The 20,051-nt window shown below is 68.1% G+C and carries 20 protein-coding genes and 1 pseudogene; 12 read left to right on the top strand and 9 right to left on the bottom strand.

Going from position 1 to position 20,051, the window contains the following annotated elements; all coding sequences use genetic code 11:
* The first annotated feature begins 88 nt into the window (after positions 1 to 88).
* Complete coding sequence (locus ACFYW3_RS35135; RefSeq protein ID WP_389388487.1) at positions 89 to 1,534, top strand: carboxylesterase/lipase family protein; 1,446 nt, start codon at positions 89 to 91, stop codon at positions 1,532 to 1,534.
* 70 nt (positions 1,535 to 1,604) lie between these two features.
* Here the strand turns inward: ACFYW3_RS35135 and ACFYW3_RS35130 are convergent, their stop codons facing one another.
* The gene (locus ACFYW3_RS35130; RefSeq protein ID WP_351751896.1) at positions 1,605 to 2,588 is read right to left on the bottom strand and encodes a LysR family transcriptional regulator; all 984 of its coding nucleotides are present in this window, start codon (positions 2,586 to 2,588) and stop codon (positions 1,605 to 1,607) included.
* 317 nt (positions 2,589 to 2,905) lie between these two features.
* Between ACFYW3_RS35130 and ACFYW3_RS35125 the strand changes: the two genes are divergently transcribed.
* The 4 genes from ACFYW3_RS35125 to ACFYW3_RS35110 all read left to right on the top strand — a co-directional run bounded on the left by ACFYW3_RS35125 (position 2,906) and on the right by ACFYW3_RS35110 (position 6,611).
* The gene (locus ACFYW3_RS35125; RefSeq protein WP_351751894.1) at positions 2,906 to 3,316 is read left to right on the top strand and encodes a hypothetical protein; all 411 of its coding nucleotides are present in this window, start codon (positions 2,906 to 2,908) and stop codon (positions 3,314 to 3,316) included.
* Between the two features lie 103 nt (positions 3,317 to 3,419).
* A complete protein-coding gene (locus ACFYW3_RS35120) occupies positions 3,420 to 3,851 on the top strand; it encodes a hypothetical protein (protein WP_389388486.1) in 432 nt (143 codons plus the stop codon).
* Positions 3,852 to 4,618: 767 nt separating this feature from the next.
* Positions 4,619 to 5,275 carry a hypothetical protein gene (locus ACFYW3_RS35115; protein ID WP_389388485.1) on the top strand — a complete coding sequence of 219 codons (657 nt, stop codon included), beginning with the start codon at positions 4,619 to 4,621 and terminating at the stop codon, positions 5,273 to 5,275.
* Positions 5,276 to 5,348: 73 nt separating this feature from the next.
* Positions 5,349 to 6,611 (top strand): DUF6357 family protein, encoded by a 1,263-nt coding sequence (locus tag ACFYW3_RS35110; RefSeq protein WP_389388507.1) that lies wholly within the window; start codon positions 5,349 to 5,351, stop codon positions 6,609 to 6,611.
* A 129-nt stretch (positions 6,612 to 6,740) separates the two neighbouring features.
* Here the strand turns inward: ACFYW3_RS35110 and ACFYW3_RS35105 are convergent, their stop codons facing one another.
* The 3 genes from ACFYW3_RS35105 to ACFYW3_RS35095 form a co-directional block, all read right to left on the bottom strand.
* Positions 6,741 to 7,514 carry a glycosyltransferase family 2 protein gene (locus tag ACFYW3_RS35105; protein WP_389388484.1) on the bottom strand — a complete coding sequence of 258 codons (774 nt, stop codon included), beginning with the start codon at positions 7,512 to 7,514 and terminating at the stop codon, positions 6,741 to 6,743.
* 174 nt (positions 7,515 to 7,688) lie between these two features.
* The gene (locus ACFYW3_RS35100; protein WP_389388483.1) at positions 7,689 to 8,270 is read right to left on the bottom strand and encodes a dihydrofolate reductase family protein; all 582 of its coding nucleotides are present in this window, start codon (positions 8,268 to 8,270) and stop codon (positions 7,689 to 7,691) included.
* A gap of 450 nt (positions 8,271 to 8,720) precedes the next feature.
* On the bottom strand, positions 8,721 to 9,308 hold the full coding sequence (locus ACFYW3_RS35095; protein WP_351751884.1) for a flavodoxin family protein: 588 nt from the start codon (positions 9,306 to 9,308) through the stop codon (positions 8,721 to 8,723).
* A 240-nt stretch (positions 9,309 to 9,548) separates the two neighbouring features.
* Between ACFYW3_RS35095 and ACFYW3_RS35090 the strand changes: the two genes are divergently transcribed.
* Entirely contained in the window at positions 9,549 to 10,277 is a 729-nt protein-coding gene (locus ACFYW3_RS35090) for a TetR/AcrR family transcriptional regulator (protein ID WP_389388482.1), read from the top strand.
* A 470-nt stretch (positions 10,278 to 10,747) separates the two neighbouring features.
* On the opposite strand, the gene ACFYW3_RS35085 is transcribed toward ACFYW3_RS35090, so the two are convergent.
* The gene (locus ACFYW3_RS35085) at positions 10,748 to 11,569 is read right to left on the bottom strand and encodes a Crp/Fnr family transcriptional regulator (protein ID WP_351751881.1); all 822 of its coding nucleotides are present in this window, start codon (positions 11,567 to 11,569) and stop codon (positions 10,748 to 10,750) included.
* A gap of 84 nt (positions 11,570 to 11,653) precedes the next feature.
* Here ACFYW3_RS35085 and ACFYW3_RS35080 point away from each other — a divergent pair, with 84 nt between their 5' ends.
* Complete coding sequence (locus ACFYW3_RS35080; RefSeq protein WP_351751879.1) at positions 11,654 to 11,917, top strand: hypothetical protein; 264 nt, start codon at positions 11,654 to 11,656, stop codon at positions 11,915 to 11,917.
* Positions 11,918 to 13,429: 1,512 nt separating this feature from the next.
* A complete protein-coding gene (locus ACFYW3_RS35075; protein ID WP_351751877.1) occupies positions 13,430 to 13,888 on the top strand; it encodes a lamin tail domain-containing protein in 459 nt (152 codons plus the stop codon).
* A 105-nt stretch (positions 13,889 to 13,993) separates the two neighbouring features.
* Here ACFYW3_RS35075 and ACFYW3_RS35070 read toward each other — a convergent pair whose 3' ends face one another.
* Positions 13,994 to 14,419 carry a hypothetical protein gene (locus ACFYW3_RS35070; RefSeq protein ID WP_389388481.1) on the bottom strand — a complete coding sequence of 142 codons (426 nt, stop codon included), beginning with the start codon at positions 14,417 to 14,419 and terminating at the stop codon, positions 13,994 to 13,996.
* Between the two features lie 321 nt (positions 14,420 to 14,740).
* On the opposite strand from ACFYW3_RS35070, the gene ACFYW3_RS35065 reads away from it, so the two are divergent.
* Positions 14,741 to 14,932, top strand: a complete 192-nt coding sequence (locus ACFYW3_RS35065) for a hypothetical protein (RefSeq protein ID WP_389388480.1) — start codon at positions 14,741 to 14,743, stop codon at positions 14,930 to 14,932.
* Between the two features lie 207 nt (positions 14,933 to 15,139).
* Here ACFYW3_RS35065 and ACFYW3_RS35060 read toward each other — a convergent pair whose 3' ends face one another.
* Positions 15,140 to 15,871 (bottom strand): SDR family oxidoreductase, encoded by a 732-nt coding sequence (locus ACFYW3_RS35060; RefSeq protein ID WP_389388479.1) that lies wholly within the window; start codon positions 15,869 to 15,871, stop codon positions 15,140 to 15,142.
* Between the two features lie 95 nt (positions 15,872 to 15,966).
* Between ACFYW3_RS35060 and ACFYW3_RS35055 the strand changes: the two genes are divergently transcribed.
* Complete coding sequence (locus ACFYW3_RS35055; protein ID WP_389388478.1) at positions 15,967 to 16,818, top strand: LysR family transcriptional regulator; 852 nt, start codon at positions 15,967 to 15,969, stop codon at positions 16,816 to 16,818.
* A gap of 378 nt (positions 16,819 to 17,196) precedes the next feature.
* On the opposite strand, the gene ACFYW3_RS35050 is transcribed toward ACFYW3_RS35055, so the two are convergent.
* Positions 17,197 to 17,742: a TetR/AcrR family transcriptional regulator gene (locus tag ACFYW3_RS35050; RefSeq protein ID WP_389388477.1), complete on the bottom strand. Its 546-nt coding sequence runs from the start codon at positions 17,740 to 17,742 to the stop codon at positions 17,197 to 17,199.
* A 181-nt stretch (positions 17,743 to 17,923) separates the two neighbouring features.
* On the opposite strand from ACFYW3_RS35050, the gene ACFYW3_RS35045 reads away from it, so the two are divergent.
* Both ACFYW3_RS35045 and ACFYW3_RS35040 read left to right on the top strand, forming a co-directional pair.
* Positions 17,924 to 18,712, top strand: a complete 789-nt coding sequence (locus ACFYW3_RS35045; protein WP_351755852.1) for an SDR family oxidoreductase — start codon at positions 17,924 to 17,926, stop codon at positions 18,710 to 18,712.
* A 350-nt stretch (positions 18,713 to 19,062) separates the two neighbouring features.
* Positions 19,063 to 19,567: pseudogene (locus tag ACFYW3_RS35040) on the top strand (ATP-binding protein); the annotation flags it as partial.
* A gap of 55 nt (positions 19,568 to 19,622) precedes the next feature.
* Here the strand turns inward: ACFYW3_RS35040 and ACFYW3_RS35035 are convergent.
* Complete coding sequence (locus tag ACFYW3_RS35035; RefSeq protein WP_389388476.1) at positions 19,623 to 20,033, bottom strand: hypothetical protein; 411 nt, start codon at positions 20,031 to 20,033, stop codon at positions 19,623 to 19,625.
* Positions 20,034 to 20,051 lie beyond the last annotated feature (18 nt).

The raw sequence follows: 20,051 nt of genomic DNA, 5'->3' as shown, positions 1-20,051 counted from the left end.
CACAAGAGCAGCCGGCAGTTGGCAGCCGGCAACCAGGAACGGGCAACCGGCAGCCGGCAACCAGGTACCAGCAACCAGGAGATCAGAGATGGCACCCGCCGATCCCACCACCGTCACCACCACCTCGGGCACCGTCCGCGGTCGCCGCCACGAACACGGGACCGTCTTCCTCGATGTGCCCTACGGCGCACCGCCCGTCGGCCGCGGACGGTTCGCCGCGCCGACCCCACACCAACGGTGGACGGGGATCCGTGACACCACGCGGCCGGGACCGACCGCGCCCCAGCCCGCCCGGGACTCCTTCGGCACCCTCGACATGTCGCCCTACTTCGGCCCGGGTTGGCAGCGGGGGGACGACTACCTCACCGTCAACATCTGGGCCCCGCGGCCGGATGGGACGCCCCGGCCGGTGATGGTGTTCGTGCACGGCGGAGGGTTCGTCGCGGGCTCCAACCGTGCACCGCTCTACGACGGCACGGCCTTCGCCCGCGACGGCGTCGTACTGATCACCGTGAACTACCGCCTGGGCATCCCCGGCTTCCTGCACCTGCCCGACGCCCCGGACAACCGCGGCATGCTCGACGTCCTGGCCGCCCTGCACTGGATCCGTGAGAACGCCGCCGGCTTCGGCGCCGACCCCGAGAACCTCACGCTCTTCGGCCAGTCCGCCGGAGCCGTCATCGTCGGCGGCGTCCTCGCCGACCCGGCCTCGACAGGACTGTTCCGACGGGCGATCATCCAGAGCGGCAGCGGCACCGGAGCGTTCACCCCCAACCAGGCCCGCATCGTCACCGCTGCGGTCGGACGCGGGCTGGGCCTCGAACCCACGGCCAAGGCCCTGGCCGACATACCCGACGAGCACCTCGTCGCCGTCACGGCCGGCCTGACCGGCTTGGACCTGCGCACTTCCACCCACCACGACCCGCTCGGCGGGATCACCTTCTTCAGCCTGGTCAGCGAGCAGCAACCGGCCACCGCGGTCGCCGCCGGCCAGGGAGGCGAGATCGACCTCCTGATCGGCGCCAATCGCGACGAGGGCGCCCTCTACCTGGCCCCGTCGGGACTTCTCGCGAGCACCACCGATGCCGATGTCCGGGACACCGCGGCAAAGTTCCACCCCGACCCCGACGAAGCCGTCCGGGCCTACCGGACACGGCACCCCGCCGCCTCAGCCGCCGACCTGCGCACCGCCATCCTCGGCGACGGGCTGTTCACGGACGGCACCCGGCAGATGGCCGCCGCACACGCGAGCGCCACGACCGGACGGACGTACCTCTACGAATTCGCCTGGCGCTCCGACGCGATCGACGGACAACTGGGCGCCTGCCATGTCATGGAGTTGCCGTTCGTCTTCGACCGCCTGTCCTTGCCATCGCTGCGCGGCCAACGAGGACTCCTCGGCAACGCCGAACCGCCCGCCCCACTCGCCACTCGTATGCACCACTCGTGGATACGGTTCGCCGAGACCGGCAATCCCGGCTGGCCCGTCCACGAACCGACCGGGCCTCACGTCCAGCACCTTGGCGCCGCCTGACCGCCAACCGCCGGCGCCAACCGCCGGCACCGTGCGACGGCGCCGGCACACCGCCGGGTGGACGGCAGTGTCAGGCGGCCACGTCGAGGGAGAAGGCGTCGGTTGACCGGCGGATCGCGTCGACGGTGGCCACGATGTCGGCCGGAGGCCGCGCCCGCGTCGTGGCGTACACCTCCTGGGTGAGTTCCCGGCCGTCGGCGTCCACGACCGGGACCCATCTGAAGGTGGATGCCTTCGGGCCGGCGAGGATGTTCCCCTCCTTGAAGGGGTCGGCGATGTCCGAGGGGATGACCACCGTGCCGTGCCTGTCCTCGCCGAACGCAACGAGGGCCTTGCTGCTGTACGCGTCGAGTTTCACCATCGGCGCGGGAAGGCCCGCCGCACGGACCCTGCGGTTGAGGAGTCGACGTGACCGCGTCGGGCCCGGCGGCACCAACAGCGGCCCCTGATGGATCAGCTCGTCCAGTCCGATGCGGTCACGGACATCGGAGCCGGGCACCATCGCTTCCAGCCGCGACGTGTACAGGCGGTGCTCCTTCAATTCCTCTCGCCGCCTGCTGGGTTCGGGCGGGGGGCCGACCACGAGGTCGATCTCACCGCCCGCGAGGGCGCCGATGACGTGGCTCTCGAAAATGATCGTGGATCGATCCTGCTCGCCCAGGATGCGGCTGTGCACGGTCATCTGGCTCCGCTCGAGTTCCAGGATCACGGGCGAAATGAAGAACGCGTGCTGAGGGAGGAAGGCCAGCGTGAGTGTTCGGGTACCGAGCCTACTCGCGCCCTTCCAGAGTTCGACCATGGTCCGCGCGTAGCGCAGGAGACTCTCACCGAGGTCTGTCGGAACCTGTTTGCCATTGTGTTCGACCAGAAGTTGCCGACCGCCGAATGCGCTCCGTAGTTCCTGAAGGTTCTGGCGGACCGATGAGGGGGACCCCTCGCCCGTCATCTCACCGAGTAGCCGGGCAGCGCTGGTGATCGTTCCTTCGTCGACGACGGCGATGAAATTGCGCAGCCGCTGGAGGGTGATCTTCGCGTGCGGAGAGTTTTCTGCCATCTCCCAAGGATGCATGTCGCGGGCCGCCCTTTTCGGCGAACAGCGGAGGAAGTCCGACCAGCGGCAGAAAGTCTCACACCCCGGCAGGAGAACTGTGCTGGCACGCCTCAGCAGCAGTACTCCTATCGGCGTGAGACATCTACCGTTGCGGGGGCGTGCGGCATTGGGAGGGTGTGAGTCGGGGCCGCCGACGTCACCGGCGGCCCCAACCACGAAGCCGACATCAGCCCTGAGGAGCCGTCATGTCGACACGGAGCCATCTTAGGACGACCACCGACACCGGGGACAGTGGCACTCAGTCCAGACCTCCCCAGCTCATGCTTCAGACCTGGGTCGGCATCCAGCCGGCGTGGGCCGTCAGCCACTACTTCTGGCCGGACGCCGGCCTTGCCGTCTACGCCTGCTTCCCTGTCGGGCTCGGAATCGCGTTCGCGGCACGGCGCTTCAGCTGGGTCACCACCCCGACCGCTCTCAGCCTGATCGTGGCAACCCTCATGTCGATGATCGTCGACACCGCCGGCGCGGAATCCATCGCCGGCGCGGCGATGACCCTGCTCTACTTCGCCGGCGAGATCAAGGCCCGCGTTCTCAGGCTCGCCTCGACCCTGTCGGACTCACTGGGCAAGCGCATCGCGTACCAGGTGAGGGACGACCTCCTGTCGCACACGCCTTCCATCCCGTCGGACGCGCGTGCCGAACCCCCGCCGAGTCCCCGCTCCACTCCCTAGTGCTGTGACCGGAAGGGCCACAGCACTAGGCCGTCTGACCACAGTCCTCCCTCCGCCCGATATCCGGGGTCCGTTCCGCATCGCCGTAAGGAGCCTTCACGCCATGCCGCTCAGCCGAGAGCACACGCTCGCACTGCCGCCGATCCCGTCATCGGAATGTCTCGCCTGGAACAGCGCCGACTTGGTGTTCAAAGAGTTCGGCATCAGCGAAGGCGATCCGGCACTGGTGGCCGCCCGTCGGATCGTCAGCTCGCTCATGCTCAGGGCTTCCAGCCGGAGCACGAACCCCCTGGACACGGTATCCATCACCTACTCCGCCACAGCGGACCACATTTCGGTGGCATTGACGGAGAAAACGCCACCCTCTCCTGCCTCCACGTGCGCCATCGGTCGGGACCGGCCGCGTACCGCCGCCCACAGCATGCAGGAACTGGTGGCCGCCGCGGCCGAGATGAGCGGCACCCTCACGGTTTTCCACCCGGAGGAAGGCCTCGACACGATCATCCACGTGCAACTGCCGTTGACACGGCGGTGAAGCGAACCGGTGAATTCCGAGATCTCCTTTCACTCTGCCGGCCCGAGGAGTCGAACCATGCCCATTCATTTCACGGTTGACGGCTTTCTGGACGAACGCGGAAATCTAAGGGTGTGGTGCTGCTTCTGCGTCGACTGGCACGCACACGCCGCCGTGGGCCTTCGCCCCGCGGACCGCGTCCTGCTCACACCGCACTGCTTCGCACCGGACAGCCCCTATTTGCAGAGCACGGGACTCACGGCCGTCGTCAGCCCGGTTCCGTGGTCGGAGGTGAGGGACACCGTCCGACAAGCGACCCGGAGCCAGCATCGGGCGATAGCACAAGGCGTGCTGTCCTCCGACACCACTGACCTCCGCAGGCAGACCGTGACCGTTCCCGCGGCCCGTTCCTGAAGGGTGCGCCCGACAGTCCCGCTCCGGGTCCGCTCCCGCGTCGCCGAGTGCCCAGTGCACGCCTACGGCGTACAGGTCGACGGTGGCGGGCGTGACCGGGAACAAACGGCCGGCCGAAGCCTGGTCGGGCAGGTCGCGTGCGGCGCGAGCGGCGCGTGCGGCTTCGCGGATCAGGGCGAGAGCCTGATCGCGATCGTCGGCGATGGCCGCCGTGTACGCGGTGGAGGCTGCCATCGCCGCCTACCAGGCGGGCCTGACGGGGTGCGGGGGTGCGACGGCTGACTCCTGGCTGTTCGTCGGCGATGAACGGCAGGCCCCCGTCCGCCCGATTCGACTACGCTGATGGAGCTGTCGCACGTGAACGAAGGACGCATATGGCTCGCCCCTACCGCCCCGGACCGAAACAGTTCGTCTTCGCTGTCGGTGACGGCAACGACCGACAGGTCTCCGTGGGCGACCCTCAGGAAGCCTATGTAGCGTTCTCCGCGTTCTTCCGTGATCGAGATTCCGACACCTACACCATCAGTGACGAGCCGTCGGGGCAGAGTCTGGTACTCATGCCCGGGCAAGGTGTGATCTCCCGGACCAAGGATGCGGACGACCGACCTCGGTCGGAATACCTCCAGGTCGACAGGGGAAATCGCTTCCTGCCGAGCGCAATGCTGTTCTTCGAGAACGGATACGCGGGCCTCGACCGCTTCGGCCAGTGGTTCTCCGACCTCGCCGACCTCGACGCGTCACCGGAGACTCGGGGTGCCGCCCGTGCCGCCGCGATCACGACGGAAGCGGCGGCGATCGAAGAAGTCGCCCGGATCTGGGCAGATTCGGGCTACGTGGACCCGAGCGACCGGTACTACGTCTTCTTCGACTCGCATGATGTCGACGAAGACCGAGCCGAACGAGCCGTACTGCTCACGTTGATCGAGTTCCTCGGTATCGAACGAGTCGACGCCCCGGCCGAGGCCGCCGGGGGCGAAGTCTGGGTGCGCACCGACACACGCCTCGACGTCGAATGCGCGCGGTGGTCGTGAACAGACGGTGCGGGGTGGGGCTGCGACATCGCCGTGATGCCGGCCGGTGGCCGTTCCGGGGAAGACTGAGTCGATGAGGGACATCGTTTTCACGCGCAGCAGCGGCTGGATCCCGAACGTGATCCGCGAGGACGGCGAGCTGAAGCTGACGCTCGGTGCCGGGGCCGACGCCAACCACGAGCCTCGCACCTTCACGTTCCCGATCGGCGAAGCCCATCTTGCGGTGATCCGGGAGGACCTGGCCAGACACCTGCTGCTGTGGAGTGCGGTCCTCCCGCTGTGCGACGCCGCCGGAACCCGGGGCCGGCTCGACGAGAACGCTGCCGTCGCGCTCCTGGACCCGATCCTCCTTGCCGCGCCCACGGACGTCGACGCGTTCTTCCAGCACATCCGGTGGGACAGGAGCCCGCTCATCGCCCACGGGGCCGACATCGGTCTGCTCGAGCGCGGGCAGGTATGCGCGGCGATGAGCGCGGCGACGGAGACGTCGAACGGGAAACGAGCTCAGGAGTACCACGCGGACCGCCGTCGCGCCCAGCGCGGAGCAGTACTCGGTCCACTCGACGCCGCGATTCTGAGGTACACGGGCCAGTATCTGCACGGCGCGACGGTTCCGAGGCGGATTCCCGACGCGGTCGACCCCGCGCTGCTGCCCGAGGTCATGCGGGTGATCGCCACTGCGGAGCAGGCGTGCGCCGGGATACGGATCGGCCGCGATCCGCGACGGGGAAACCGTGCCACGGACAGGCGCGACTGGGATCGGATGGAGACGACGGTCAGGGCCGCCGTGCGCAGTGCACACCCTGAGCTCGTCGACGACGCGGTGCGTACCGTGAGCTTCCTGATGTGCTCGGAGGCCGCGGAGCGCTCCAGGAGCACACCCGTGGAGGATGACGAGGAGGCTGCCGACCACCGCGCCGACGTCGGCGGGAGTGCGAGGAAGACGGCCCTGTCGTTCACCGACGACAAGGGCGTCGAGAAGAAGTGGCTACGGGAGAGTCCCCGCACTGCCGCCGCGGAGTTCTGGGAGTTCGTCGGCGATCGCTCTGCCGCGGACAACGAAGTGTTCACCATCGAGGACGAGGAGATGGGCGAAGGGATCCAGCTCCACTTCTACGCGGACTCCATCGCCCGGGTCACGACGCTGCGCGAGGGTAGAGGCGGGTCGGATCCGGAGTACCGGGTCGAGTACGGCCTGGTCGACGGGATCGGCGCGTACCGGACCCTGGTGAGCGCCTTCGTCCGCGGCGGCTGCGCCGCACTCGAACAGCACGGTCCCTGGATGTCGGATGTCGCCGAGTTCGAGCGCGCGCGTCGGCGGCGCGACGCCCGGTAGTCCCGGCGGGAGCCCGGTCGGGTATCACCCGAGAACGGTCGCGCACCGGGCTCCCCGGGCCCGGGCACGGGGCTCCCCGGACCGCGCACCGGGCTCCGCGCACCGCGTTCCCCGGGCCCGTGCACGGGTTCAGATGCGCGAGTTGCGCAGCGACTGCCACGCGGCACCGGCCAGCGCCCGCGTCGCCCGCGGGATCGACAGATGCTCGTGCTCGCGGTACAGGGCCCAGTTGTACTGCACGAGCGACAGTTTGTTGGAGGACAGCGACCCCGCCTGGTGGGCCCTGTATACCGCGAGCGGCTCAGCCAGGCCGCGGGCGTCAGCGCCGTCCCGCATGATCGACAGCCAGAGGGCGTAGTCCTGGCGCTTGCGCATCTCCGGCATCAGCCTCGTGCCCAGGACATTGCGGTCGTACATGGCCGTGAGAGCACCGATGTGGTCTTGGACCAGCATCGCGCGGTAGTCCACGTGCTCCCGCGCACGGATCACTCGGCCGTTCGGGACCCAGTCGGTGCTCTCGCCGTCGTAGTCGGCGTCCATCTTGAAGTACGAGGTGAACGTCAAAGGCGCATCGGCTTCCGCGGCGAAGGCGAGCTGCTTCTCGGTCTTCTCCGGAAGCCACATGTCGTCGCTGTCGAGGAAGGCGATGTAGTCCCCGCGGGCCCGCTCGATCGCGAGGTTTCGGGCCTGGCCCGCACCGCCCTGTTCGGGTGCCGACTCCGGCAGGACGCGTTCGTCCTGCTCGGCGAACTCGCGGAGCAGGTCCAGGGAGCCATCGGAGGACTGGTCGTCGGTGACCAGCAGCTCCAGGTCGCCATGGGTCTGTGTGAGCACCGATCGGACGGCTGCGCCGAGAGTGGCTGCCGAGTTGTACACGGGCATCACGACAGACACCAGGGGCACAGCGGTTCTCCTTGCCAGATCAGGAACGACGGTCCATTCAAGCATCGCAATCGAGCAGGAGCTGCCACGCAGACGGTTGTCGCTGGTCAGGGCCGGCCGGCTACGCCTTCGCGGTGCATCCCCGCGGGGGCGGCTGCACGGGTGCGGCTGCACGGGCCCCGGAGGTGTCGTCGGTCAACGGCGCACCCGATAGCGCAGGTGAAGCACCCGGTTGCCCTGAATCACCACGTCAGGATCCTCCAACAGGTGCTGCGCGTGGACCGACCCGAAGTAGCGCTTGCCGGAACCGAACACGACGGGTACGACGTCCATGCGCACCTCATCGATCAGACCTGCGGCAAGCACCTGGCCACCGACGTCGCCGGCGGCGACCTCGACCACGCGGTCACCCGCAAGCTCCTGCGCCTTGGCCATGGCTGCCTGGACGCCGTCGACGAAGTGAAACGGCGCCTCGGAGTCCCAGCCCTCGGGCTCCGGCCGGTGCGTCACGACGACCACGTGGTCGATCCCGCCCGGAGGCTTCCCGTCCCAGCCGTCCGTCAAATCGAAGACGTGCCGGCCGACGATCGTGACTCCGATCTGGTCCCAGTACGGCCGGGTGTAGTCGTAGGACGTCTGCGACACCTTCACCTCACCGCTCTCGTCCAACGGGACGTCTCCGCTGGACAACCAGTCGAACAGCGGTCCGGGCTGGTCATTCTCGTCCGCGACGAAGCCGTCCACCGACACCGAGCTGTACATGACCACCTTGCCCACGGGGCTCTCCTCTGCTTTGGGGTGCCCCAAATTAGCGTGTCGTGAGCTTGTCGCTCAGGTAAGAAATCGATCGGGCGGCAGCGGCCGGTAGGCCGGCGCGTAGCCGGGATGTTCGCGCAGGAACCGCCGCCGGACTTCGACGTACCGGGTCGGCGTGAGCCCGGTGAACGCGCGGACCTCGTGGCCCAAGTGGGCCTGGTCGAAGTACGGCCTCGGGACTGGTGGGCTCGCATGGTGAGGTGTCGCGAATCCTCCGGCGACCTCCGGCTTGGGCAGCGTGAGTTGTCGGTGGTGCCTGCTGATCACTCTGCGCGGTCGTGACCGGGCGCGTAGGGCGGGATCGTCCAGCGCATCGCCGAGACCTCAAGGCCCTGGCTTCCCAGTGTCCGGTGCTGCATGACGCACTCCCCTGAAGGAAGTCTGGAAGGTGATGTCTGGCGAGCCGTTGTGTCAGTGCGCTGCGGCGGCCAGTCCGGCGCGGTGGATGCGGGTGTGCTCGGCGACGCGCCGGCCGAGGTGGCGGGCGGTGGTCAGGTCCGCGTCGTGGACCGCGGGGGTGTCGTTGAAGCTCTGGGCGCCGGCGCCGAGGTAGAAGCCGAGGCGGTTGTCGTCCTGGGGGCTGGAGGTGGTGGTGTTCCAGCCCGGGAGGAGGTTCAGGCTCACCCAGAGCATTCCGTGCTGGGCCGCCAGGAGCGAGAGGTACTGCAGGGTGTGCAGTTTGTCGCCGCTCATGGAGCCGGAGTTGGTGAATCCCGCCGCGAGCTTGTCGCTCCAGGCGCGGGTCATCCAGCGCTTGCTGGTGGCCTCGGCGAAGGCGTGGAACGCCCCGGACGCGGTGCCCATGTAGGTGGGAGTGCCGAAGATGATGGCGTCCGCGGCGTCCATCAGTTCCCAGTCGGCGTCGCTGAGGGAGGCGACGTCCACGCGGTGGACGTGCGTCCCGGCGATGGAGCGCGCGCCGTCGGCGACGGCTGTGGCGATCTGCGCGGTGTGGCCGTAGCCGGAATGCGACGCGATGACGATCGAGATGTCGGACATGGGTGTTCCTCTCCTGCCGTGATGGCGGCGTGTTCGGTGGTGGTCAGGCGGACGACGCGTTGCCCGCTGTGGCGGTCGGCCGCACGGCTCCACGAGTGGGGGCCGACGGCACCGGCCGGGGTGCGGGGCATGCCCAGATGTCGCGGGTCGGCGCCGACCACCATCAGCATGGATCGCTGTTCCGGTTTAAACCGTAGCATCGATAAGGCGCTGATTCGCAATCTGCGATATCGTTGTTCCATGAACGAGGGACGACGCGCCGCGCGGCGCCAGGTGCTGCAGGTGGCCGCCAAGCTTTTGGAGGAGGGCGGCAGCGAGGCGGTCTCCACGCGCGCGGTCGCCGCAGCCGCGGGCATCACGGCCCCCGCGCTCTACCGGATGTTCGACGACAAGGACGGACTCCTGGCCGAACTGGCCGCCTACGGGTTCGAGATGTACCTGGCCGAGAAACGGGAGGCACTGGCGCTGACCCCCGACGACCCGGTGGCCGACCTCTACCGCGGCTGGGACCTGCACGTCGACTTCGGAGTGCGGCACCCCGCGTTTTACGTGCTCATGTACGGCACGGTGCAGCCCGGGCGGCGACCCCCGGCCGCGGACGAGGCGCACGCCCTGCTGGTGACACTGCTGGGCCGGGCGGCCGAGGCCGGGCGCCTCCGGGTTCCGGTGAAGCAGGCGACCCCCGTCATCCACGCGGCGACAACGGGCGCCACGCTGGCACTGATCGGCGAAGAGCCCTCGCAGCGGGACCTGACCACGTCGGCACGATTGCGGGACACCGTTATCGCCTCGATCACCACGGACCCGCCCGCCTCATCCGGGTCCGACCTGGCCTCGCACGCACTCGCCCTCGACGCCGCACTGGAAACCGCGCTCACCACCAAACCCGCGGCTGCCGACGCGGGGTTGACTCTGCGAGACACCGAAACGGCGCTGCTCCGCGAATGGCTTCAGCAACTGGCAGGCTGAACCGGGCCGCCTCGGTGGGCGTTCAGTCACGGAGGTCGGCTGCAAGGCCCTCCAGCAGTTGGCTGCCCTTCGCCACGAGCCGGATCATCCAGCCGTACGCACCTCACGGCCTACGTCGCCACAAGGGCTTGCAGTCCGGCCGGTGACAACAAGCCTGCCTAGGTGACACTGTCGCGCTTCGGGTCGGCTGATGGCGTCGTGCGCACCGGCTCGTCTGGACGGTGACCAGGTCGCGAAGGCAAATGTCCTTTTTGGATTGTTGCGATCCGAATTAGTGCCGTCTCGGATATTTCTCGCGTATTGCCGGTCGATTACTGGTGCAACGTTTCGCCTGCCCGTCCATTCGAAGTGAGCGAGCGTTTTAAGTCATGGCGCATTACGTACAGGCGGCTTGAGTGCGTGGTGCACTGATAATGCGCAGGACCGGCTTCTGTGTCGATCCTGCGCATATATCTAGTCTGCCTGTGTGGCTATTGGGGCTGGATGGATGTGAGGGTTCCCGCGAGGGAGCCGGGCGGGAACTTGATGTGGCTGGCCTCAAGCAGGCGTCGGACCGACGGGAACTCGTACGAGCGGTAGCCGGTGACCACGATGTTGCTCTTCTTCAGCGATGCCATGGCCGCCTCGACCGAGCCGATGCTCAGACTGAGCGCGGCGGCCAAGTCGTGCTGCGAAGGCCCCTCGATCATGAAGTCGTGCCGTTTCCCCGGGACGGCGCAGTGCATCAACAGGTGCGTGAGGAGGCCGGCGAGGCGCTGCTCCGACTTGTAGGCGAGGCGGTTGTAGATGCGCTCGCTCGCCTCCATGCGGTCGGTGACGGACACTCCGATCGCCTTGAGCAGAGCGGAGTTCGCCTCCGCCATCGCGCGCAGGCGCTCCAGCGGGAGGCACAGGGTCCAGGTTTCGGTCAGGCAGGTGGTCAGGGGTGCCGGGATCCTCTCGTCGAACACCTCGGTACACCCCAGGACCGCTCCCGCGCCGAGAATGCGCACGGTGGAGGCAGGGGCGGCCGTGCACTCCCGTACGCACCCGCTGAGCACGATGTGGACCGTGCCGCCCACGCCCACCCCGCGCAGGTTGGTGCCGCGGCTGTAGGCACGCGATGTTCGCATGGTCTCCCGCAGGTTCTGGCGCAGGTCCTGGGGGAGTTCGCGTAGGAACGGGTTGAGGTCGAAGACCGAGCTCAGGCGCTTGGCCGAACCGGGTCGGCGCACGATCCTCCCGGTGGAGACGTTGATGTCGTGGAAGGTCGAGCCGAGTTGGAGCGGTTCGTTGGGTTTCCAGAACGCCATTACCGCTGCACCCCGCTTGTGACCGGGGCCGCGGGGGGAGGCGCCGCCCCTTCCGGGTGCAGTGCCTCCAGGATGGGCGGGAGGGTGAACAGCACAGCCACGAACGAGCCCACGACGACCGCGATTCGGGCGGGCGTCGAGGACAGCACCTTCACGGTGAAGGCGATGAGAGCTGCAGTGATTCCGAAGATCACGACAGCCGCAAGCAAAAAGGTTCCCATTGCACTCTCTTTTGTTGAACATTGGCCGGTCTGGCGCAGACAGGGCGTGCGTCGGATTGGTCGTCCGGCGAACAAAGGCGGCCCTGCAGTAACCAAAGACGATAACTCAGAGCGGCAGCACCCATGACGCTGCTATCCAGGCTAGAAGCTCTACCCAAAGCTCGATGGCGATCGACCGTTGCCCGCTTCTCATAAACCCCAGAAATAATGGGTTCCTGGGCGTTTGGTTCGCAAATTCCCCAGAAGGCGGGAGTTACCGGCTGGTAAAATCCGTTACATTGACGTCGCTGACGTTGAACCTTGGCCGGTCTGGCGCAGCACGTCGGGGCGACGGTCCCGGGTTGGTACCCCGGGATCGCCCCGGCACCCGTAGATCCTCCCGTCGCCGCGGCGCGAGGTGGCGGACGCGGTGACTCCGAATTCTCGCCATGCGATACAGCGCCGATCAACCGCCCCTGCGCACACCCCACTTATGGGGGAGGTCGTGGTTCTGGAGCGATCATGGATCGTCACTCTGAGTGCCTGTAAGGCTTCAGGTTCGCCAAGGGGCATTACCCACGAAGGGGCGAAGCGCCTTGTCAGGACCATGAAAGAGACCGACGTCACAGGCGGGCCCATGGTCGGATCGACCGCCCCGATCTCTGAGCACGCTGGTCATCCCTTGATCGAAACCAGGCCGGACGGTTCTTGCGCGTGGCGATCATCGCCATCGCCCGCACGACGGCCTCACCTCGCCGGCCCACCAACTCATGGCCATGGTTGCCGCGGCGCAGGGCTACTACGCGACGGCCGCTCGCCGAACGTCCTGTGGCACTGCGCCTGCGCCTGCACCTGGCTGGGCTTCAAGGCGCGTAACGGCAACGAGCTGTCATGCCCGGTGGCGCCCTTGCCGCCACCGGCTGAGGCGGGAACGGCGGCCAGGGCAAGTGCTGCGACAGCGAGCGCGGAGGAAGCGAGGATTTCATCTCCCCCGGTCCGTTCTCGGTGACGGTCGGCTTGGAGGCAGCCGGCTGAGGCGGCTGTCGCATCCGCCGATGACCGTGCGGACATGACGGCATGTCGTGGCTGAGCCCGTTCCTCGCGGAGCGGCCGCCGCTGAAACGGCTCGACCGTCCACCGACTGCGAGTCGCACCCGGCGCACGCAGAGTGCCAAGAAGTCCCGTTCGGAATGGTGCTCAACCGGTGTCGCGGCCACAGCCGCCGTGCTCCTGGTACCCCATGGGCGACAACCCCCAACTGCGAGCGCACGAACTTTCGCCCTGGTCTGCCAGTTCCGCTCTTCTGTGCGAAGAATCGTGCAGAACGATTGTTACGGAATTCTGTGCTCCGGTTGGGTGGTGGGGTGGTTGAGTGCGCCCGGTGGTGCGCCGGTGCGCGATGATCGCCTGTTCCGTGTGCGCGCCGGGTGGGTGCAACGCTCAGTGAATGTCAGGGGCACGATCACGTGGATTGTGTGTACTGCGCAGGTGAGGGTGACGGAAATGTCCGTGGTCGGTAACCGGCCTCGTCGGGGGCTGCGGTGGGTCGGGGGGGCGGGTCGAGAGTGTGGTCCTCGGCTCAACCGCGGGCCGGGCACCCGCATCCGGTACGTGATTCGTATCGGCGGGTGGACTCCTGTTCTTGAGGGGGCATCACCTTATGTCTGCTTCGTCGAACGTTCGTCGTGTCGCCGCGACCGTCCTCGCCGCCGGCGCCATCGTCTCGGCCGCCGCGCTGCCCGCGACGGCCGCGGACCGGGGCCACCAGCAGCCGCGGGTGGAGATCAGCCGGGTCCAGGCCGACAGCCCCGGACGCGACGACCACTCCAACCGCTCCCTGAACAACGAGTGGGTCGAAATCCGCAACACCACCCGCCAGCCCGTCAACCTCCGCGGCTGGACCCTGCGCGACGCCGACGGCAACCGCTACCGCTTCCACGACATCCGCATCGCCGGCCGCGCCACCATCCGCGTCCACACCGGCGTCGGCCGCGACTCCCGCACCGACGTCTTCCAGGGCAAGCGGGAGTACATCTGGGGCAACCGAGGCGACACCGCCACCCTCCGCGACGACCGAGGCCGCACCGTCGACACCGACACCTGGGGCCGCCGCCGCTGAACGGGTTACGGCCCGCCGCCCGTGAACGGACGGCAGCCGAACCCGCGATGATCGTGTGCCGGGCAGCCCACCAGCCGCCCGGCACACACCTGTGCTCAAGGCGTGTCACGGTGAAGCCTGAGGCGGCGGACGCTCCCTACCTCGCGCAGAGGACCCTCGCCCTGATACCGGACATGGGTGGAGGAGCCGGCGCTGTACGTAGAGGTAGTTGCCCGCTCCTCCGGCGGCCAGGCTGTTCGCGAGTGCCTCCCTCTCCGGTTCGGTGAGCCGCGTCGTGCGCAACTGGCGGCGGGCGTAGGAGAGGAGGTCGGCGGCGGGTTCCGGTGCGTCGTCGACGAGGTCGATGACGACGGCGTCGGCCAGGCTCTCCACGGCCGCGGTGACGCGGGCGTCGTGCCGTGAGGTGAGTACGAATCTCAGCGGTAGTCGGTCGGTGCCCTGGAGGACGAGCTCCGCGATGGTGCGGCGGCCCCGGTAGGTGAGGGCCTCGTCCAGGGCCTCGACGACGGCAGATCTGGACGTGACGGGCACCCGGATACCCGAACTGCACTGCCGTCAGGGATGCCGGTGGCGTCCGATCCACCGGGGGAGACGCCGCCTTCGGAAGGCACCGGACCGCGAGGGTGACGGCGTCGCCGGCGAGTGACACGGCCAACCCTGGTACGGGCGTGGAGGAGGTCAGGCGATCGTGGCGATGGACCAGGGTTGCTTTCCGCCGTGCCGAATCGGCCCGTGAGGAGTTACTCCAGAGGCGGCATCGTTTGGGTGGCCGCGCCCCGAGTGATGAGGAAGTCAGTGCACTCTCAGCAGCCCCATCAGCCGTACGCGCAGTCTCCGCAGGAGGGACAGGGCGTGGGCTACCAGGGACCTCCGATCATCATCAACAACTCCGTGGTGGCATCCGCCACGGCGTACAGCCGCTACGGAGGGAGGCGGCGGCAGTCGGCCGGCCTGCACGTGGTTCTGTTCTTCTGCACGGCGGGAATCGGAAACGTGATCTACGCGAAGTACATCTCGTCGTGGAACCGACGAAACGGCTTGTGACAGCCGGCACGTCCTACCGGGTCCAGGCGATGCCGAGTTCGGCGAGGGCTGAACGCTGGTCATTGCCATCCGTGTTGGAACCAGTAGCGGCGTGGAGCGTTGCCCCGGGCACCGGAGCGTCGACCGGGCCACCGCCGCAGTCGATGAACCTGTGCGACAGGCGCCGGCCAAGCGGCCTCACCCCGGCGGGTGAGACCGCCGTGCACATCACCAGGGCACTACGCCGGCGTCCTCGAAGAACTGGCCGCTCGGGCCGTCGTCGGGCAGGGTCGCGAGTTTGATGGCGATCGCCGCGCCTTGTTCGGGGGTGCGTACGCCGTGGAAGCCGTTGAGGTCGGTCGCGACGTAGCCGGGGCAGCCGGCGTTGATCAGGATGTTCGTGCCGCTCAGCTCCCGGGCGTACTGGAGGGTGACGGCGTTCAGGAACGTCTTCGACGGCGCGTACGCCACGGCGATCGGACCCGTCGTCTGCTCAGCAGTGGTTCCTGACTGCCGGGTGAGGGAGCCGACGCTGCTGGACATGTTGACGATCCGCGGTGAGGGGGAGCGACGCAGCAGCGGCATCATCGCGTTGGTGACGCGGATGACGCCGATCACGTTGGTCTCCACGACCGTACGGATGGTGGTGGGATCGACCCGGGTGGGCTCCTGCGGCATGCCGCCGGCGATGCCGGCGTTGTTGACGAGCACATCGAGGCGCCCGGCCTGTTCCTCGATCAGCCGTGCGGCTGCGGTCACGCTCGCGTCGTCGGTCACGTCCAGCGGTACGCCGAACGCGTCGACGCCGGCCGCACGCAGTCTCTCCACCGCCACCTCACGGCGCTGATCGTCGCGAGCGCCGACTCCGACGCTCCAGCCGAGGGCGCCCAGGCCCATGGCGATCTCGTAGCCGATTCCCTTGTTCGCGCCGGTGACCAGCGCAATCGTTCGCTCACTCATGGGCACCATGCTGCTCTCCGACCCCGGCCGGGGTCCAAGACCGATCGGGTGTGCAGCGATACCGGCAAGGTATTGATCCGGAGTACCTTGGCGGCATGGAGACCCGGGAACTGCGATATTTCGTCGCTGTCGCTGAAGAGCTGCACTTCGGGCGCGCCGCGCAGCGGCTCGGGATCGCACAGCCGCCCCTGTCACGGGCGATCCAGCAGCTCGAACGCCGGCTCGGGGCAACCCTGCTGGATCGGACCAGCCGCACCGTCACGCTGACCGAGGCCGGCTCGGTGCTGCTGGCCGAGGGTCAGGCGGCCCTCGACGCGGTCGACGCCGCCGAGCGCCGGACCCGCCGCGCTGCCCTTGCCGCGGCCGGCCGGCCCGGCCTGGTCCTGGTCACGAAGGCCAGCGCGTCCAGAGAACTGCTGGCGAAACTGCTCGACGCGTACGCCGCCGAACCCGGCGCGGTCCCCGTCGACGTCATCCTGTGCGGCCCGGCCGAGCAGGAACGACTGCTGCGCGAGGGCCGGGCCGACGTGGCGCTGCTGCACCGTCCGTTCGACTCGACGGCCGGGCTCCACACCGAAGAGCTCAGCACGGAAGGCCAGGTGGTGGTCCTGCCGGCCGGGCATCCGCTCACCGTTCGGGCCCATGTGCACATGGCTGACATCACGGGGCTGCCAGGCCTGCCCCTGCCACGCTGGCCCAACCCGGACGGCACCTACCCGCCCGGCCCCGGCCCGCGGGTCCGCGACCACGCGCAGTTGTTGCAGCTCGTCGCGCTCGGCCGTGCCTGCGCGGTCTCACCGGAGTCGTGCCGAGCCCAACTGCACGGTGACCTCGCCGCCGTGCCCGTGCTGGACGCGCCGAAAGTCACCACCGTGATCGCCTGGCCACCGCACAGTCGGTCCAGAGCCGTCGCCGACATCGTCCGGACCGCGATACGTCTCCCGTAGTTCCAACACGCCTGGCCAGGTGCCACCCATGGTCGGCCGGGTCGCTTTCCGGGGCGTCGGTCAGGTGGGTGACGCCGGCGTCCAGGTTGGCGGGCGTCGGTCAGGTTGCCGAGGCGAGCACGGTTCGTGGCGGCGAGCACGTACAGCCGGCACCAAGCCTTCCGGTGGGGTTCCTGGCCGTGAACGCCGGAGCCTGCACCCCGCCCCCGGGCCCGGTGATGCGCAGGCCGAGCGGATGCGAGCCCAAGCCAGTCACGGCGAGGCGGGAGTCGCATCGCTCGGCTGAGCGATCACCCCTCGGCGATGATCTGAGCCATCAGCCGGTCGTACTCGGCCACCGCAGCCGGCAGGTGGTCGAAGCAACTCCTCCAGAACTCGTCACGGGCTGAGGGAACTGCCCTGCCGACCCAGGCCACGCAACAATGTGTCGACCACGAGGGTTGCCAGTTCATCGACATTGTCGGCTTCGTCCGAACGATTCCGGGCGGCTTCGTGAATGAGGGCGTAATAGACGCGGCGAGCCCACGCCAGGTCAGTGTCAGGGCGTAGCACACCGGCTTCCAGTGCGCGCTGGAACAGGCGGTCGCACTGATCGAGCACATCGGCATGTGCTCGTGCCACGTCGGGGTCCTCCGGTGTGGTCCTGCTCATTGCGAACCCCCACCCGATCTTGACCCGGAGGACGTTGGCGGTCGCTTGGTAGAGGGCGATCAGTGGTGGAGCGCTGTCGGGATGGGCACTCGTCACGGCTTCGTGGAACTGCCGCGTTGCCCAGGCTGTCAGAGCGTCCACCAGGGACTCGCGGCTGCTGAACCGGCGGTGCACGGTCGTCCGAGCGACGCCCGCCGCCTCCGCGATCTGCTCCATCGTGGCCGCCGGATTGGAGCTGAGGACACGCTCGGCAGCCTCCAGGATTGCCTTCACGGTCCGCTCCGCGTCCGCACGCAGTGGCCGCTGCTGACTCTTCCGATCCACGAGGCTCCCTCTCCCGACTCTCCGAGAAGAGTACGGGATAGTCGCCATTCATCCGTAACTTGCGACATCAATGTTGCAAGTTCTAGGGTTGTTGCGTCGAGTAAGACTCATCTCTGGATAGGGGTGCTCCATGGACCTGCAACTGACCGACAAGGCCGCTGTCGTGACCGGCGCGAGCCGGGGGATCGGCTTGGCCATCGTCTCCGCACTGGTGAGTGAGGGCATGCGGGTGGTGGCCGCGGCACGGACGATCACACCGGAGCTCAAGGCCACCGGCGCGATCGGCGTGTCCGTGGACCTTTCGAAAGCCGACGCCCCTGCCCTGCTCGTCGCTCAGGCCGAAGCCGAGCTCGGCGGGCTGGATCTCCTGGTCAACAACGTCGGAGGCGGCGACGCCGGGGAGGGCCAGACGGGCGGCTTCCTCACCTTCACTGATCAGCAGTGGTACGACGCGTTCGACCTGAATTTCCTCGCCTCGGTCCGCACTACCCGGGCCGCGCTGCCTCACCTCACCAACAGCCGCGGCGCCATCGTCAACATCTCCTCCAACGGAGCCAGGACCCCCCACGCGGGCCCTGTCACCTACACCACCGCCAAGGCTGCACTGACCGCGTTCGGCAAGGCGCTGGCCGAGGAGTTCGGCCCCCAGGGCGTGCGCGTCAACACCGTCTCGCCTGGGCCCGTCCGTACGGACATGTGGGAAAGCCCCGACGGCTACGGAGCCGAGCTGGCCAAGTCGATGGGCCTGGAACACGAACAGCTCCTGGCCCATCTCCCCACCGCCATGGGCATGGTCACCGGCAGGCTCGTAAACCCCGACGAGGTCGCCGCCCTTGTCGCCTACCTCGCCTCGCCCCTCGCCGGCAGCACCACCGGAGCGGACCACATCATCGACGGAGGCGCGACAAAGACAGTGTGACCACAGACGCGGTGCCGCCCAGATCCAGCATGCGCCCCGGTCCAACCCACCCGGGCTGGACCGGCGCAGCACCTCGCTCAGGCTTCACTCGTCGGCGGCGAAGAAGGCCGAAGGCGACGCCGAGGTCACCACACAGCTCGTCCACACAGCTCGTCCACACGGCTTGTCCACACAGCTCGTCCACACGGCTCGTTCGGGACCGGCACCGGTCCTGCCCGGGCCGGGCCGGAGCCCAGTGAGGTGGTCAGTCTGGATGCCTGCCGGGCCGTCCGCCTCCCCACCGACCAGCGTCCCCTGCCCGCTCTCGATCGCTGGGACCAGCTGCTGAACCGCTCCAGGAAGGACGCGCCATGACCGGCCTGCACCACAACCTGACCGAGACCGCCCCCGACGCGGCGATCGACACCGCCTGCCGAGTCTTGCGGCTGCCCACCATGCCAGCCCGGTTTCCCGCCCTGGTCGCCCGCGCCGAACGCGAACGCCTTTCCCACCGAGGGTTTCTGGCCGAGCCGCTGATGTCCGAGTGCGAGGATCGCGACCGGCGCCGACGAGAAGCAACTGTCCAAGACGATCGCCCGCTTCGGACGCGTCGATCTGCTTTGCATCTATGAGCTGGGCTACCTCGAGCTTGACCGGCGCGGCGCCGAGATGCCGTTCCAAATTCTGACGGAGAGGGAGGAGAAGAACAGCGTGGCCATCGCCTCCAACGTATCGTTCGGAGGCTGGACCAGGACGTTCACCGATCCGCGGCTCTGGGCGGCCGCGGCCATCGTCGACCGGCTCACCTTCAACGGCACCATCATCGAGACCGGAACCGAGTCCCACCGCCTCGCACAGACCAAGGCCGAACAACAGAAGAACCACTCATGGCCGAGCCCGGCGCTCTCGTGCTCGCCAAAGGGATCAAGCCCTACTCCGATCCTGGGAATCCGACCTTCTTCGCGGAGAGCGGAGACAGAGTCATGGGTCCGTACCAGCCCTGCTTGACCAGCGCGACCTGCGAGGGCAGGGGAAGGACCGGATGGATGTCCACGCCTCGCGACCAGTTCGCGAGCAGTCCCTCGGTGGTGTTCACAGCGGATACGACCATGGTGATGCGGGCCTGCCCCTTACCCCAGGTGTTCCACAGAGCCCATCCTTCCTCACGGGGCTCCACACCTATGCGCAGGCAAGCCTGCTCATACGTCTCGTTCAGCTCGGACGGCATGATTCCCGGCCGGATGACCACCACACCCGCCAACTCGACCAGGGCCCGGTCCTCCTCGACGCAGCCGTCTCCAGGAAAATGGTAGTGCCGCAGAGCCCGGGCAAGCGCGTTCACAGACCGCTGCAGACCGGT

It is taken from the genome of Streptomyces sp. NPDC002602, assembly GCF_042889445.1.
GTDB lineage: Bacteria > Actinomycetota > Actinomycetes > Streptomycetales > Streptomycetaceae > Streptomyces.
This window is presented reverse-complemented; position numbering and strand designations above follow the sequence as displayed.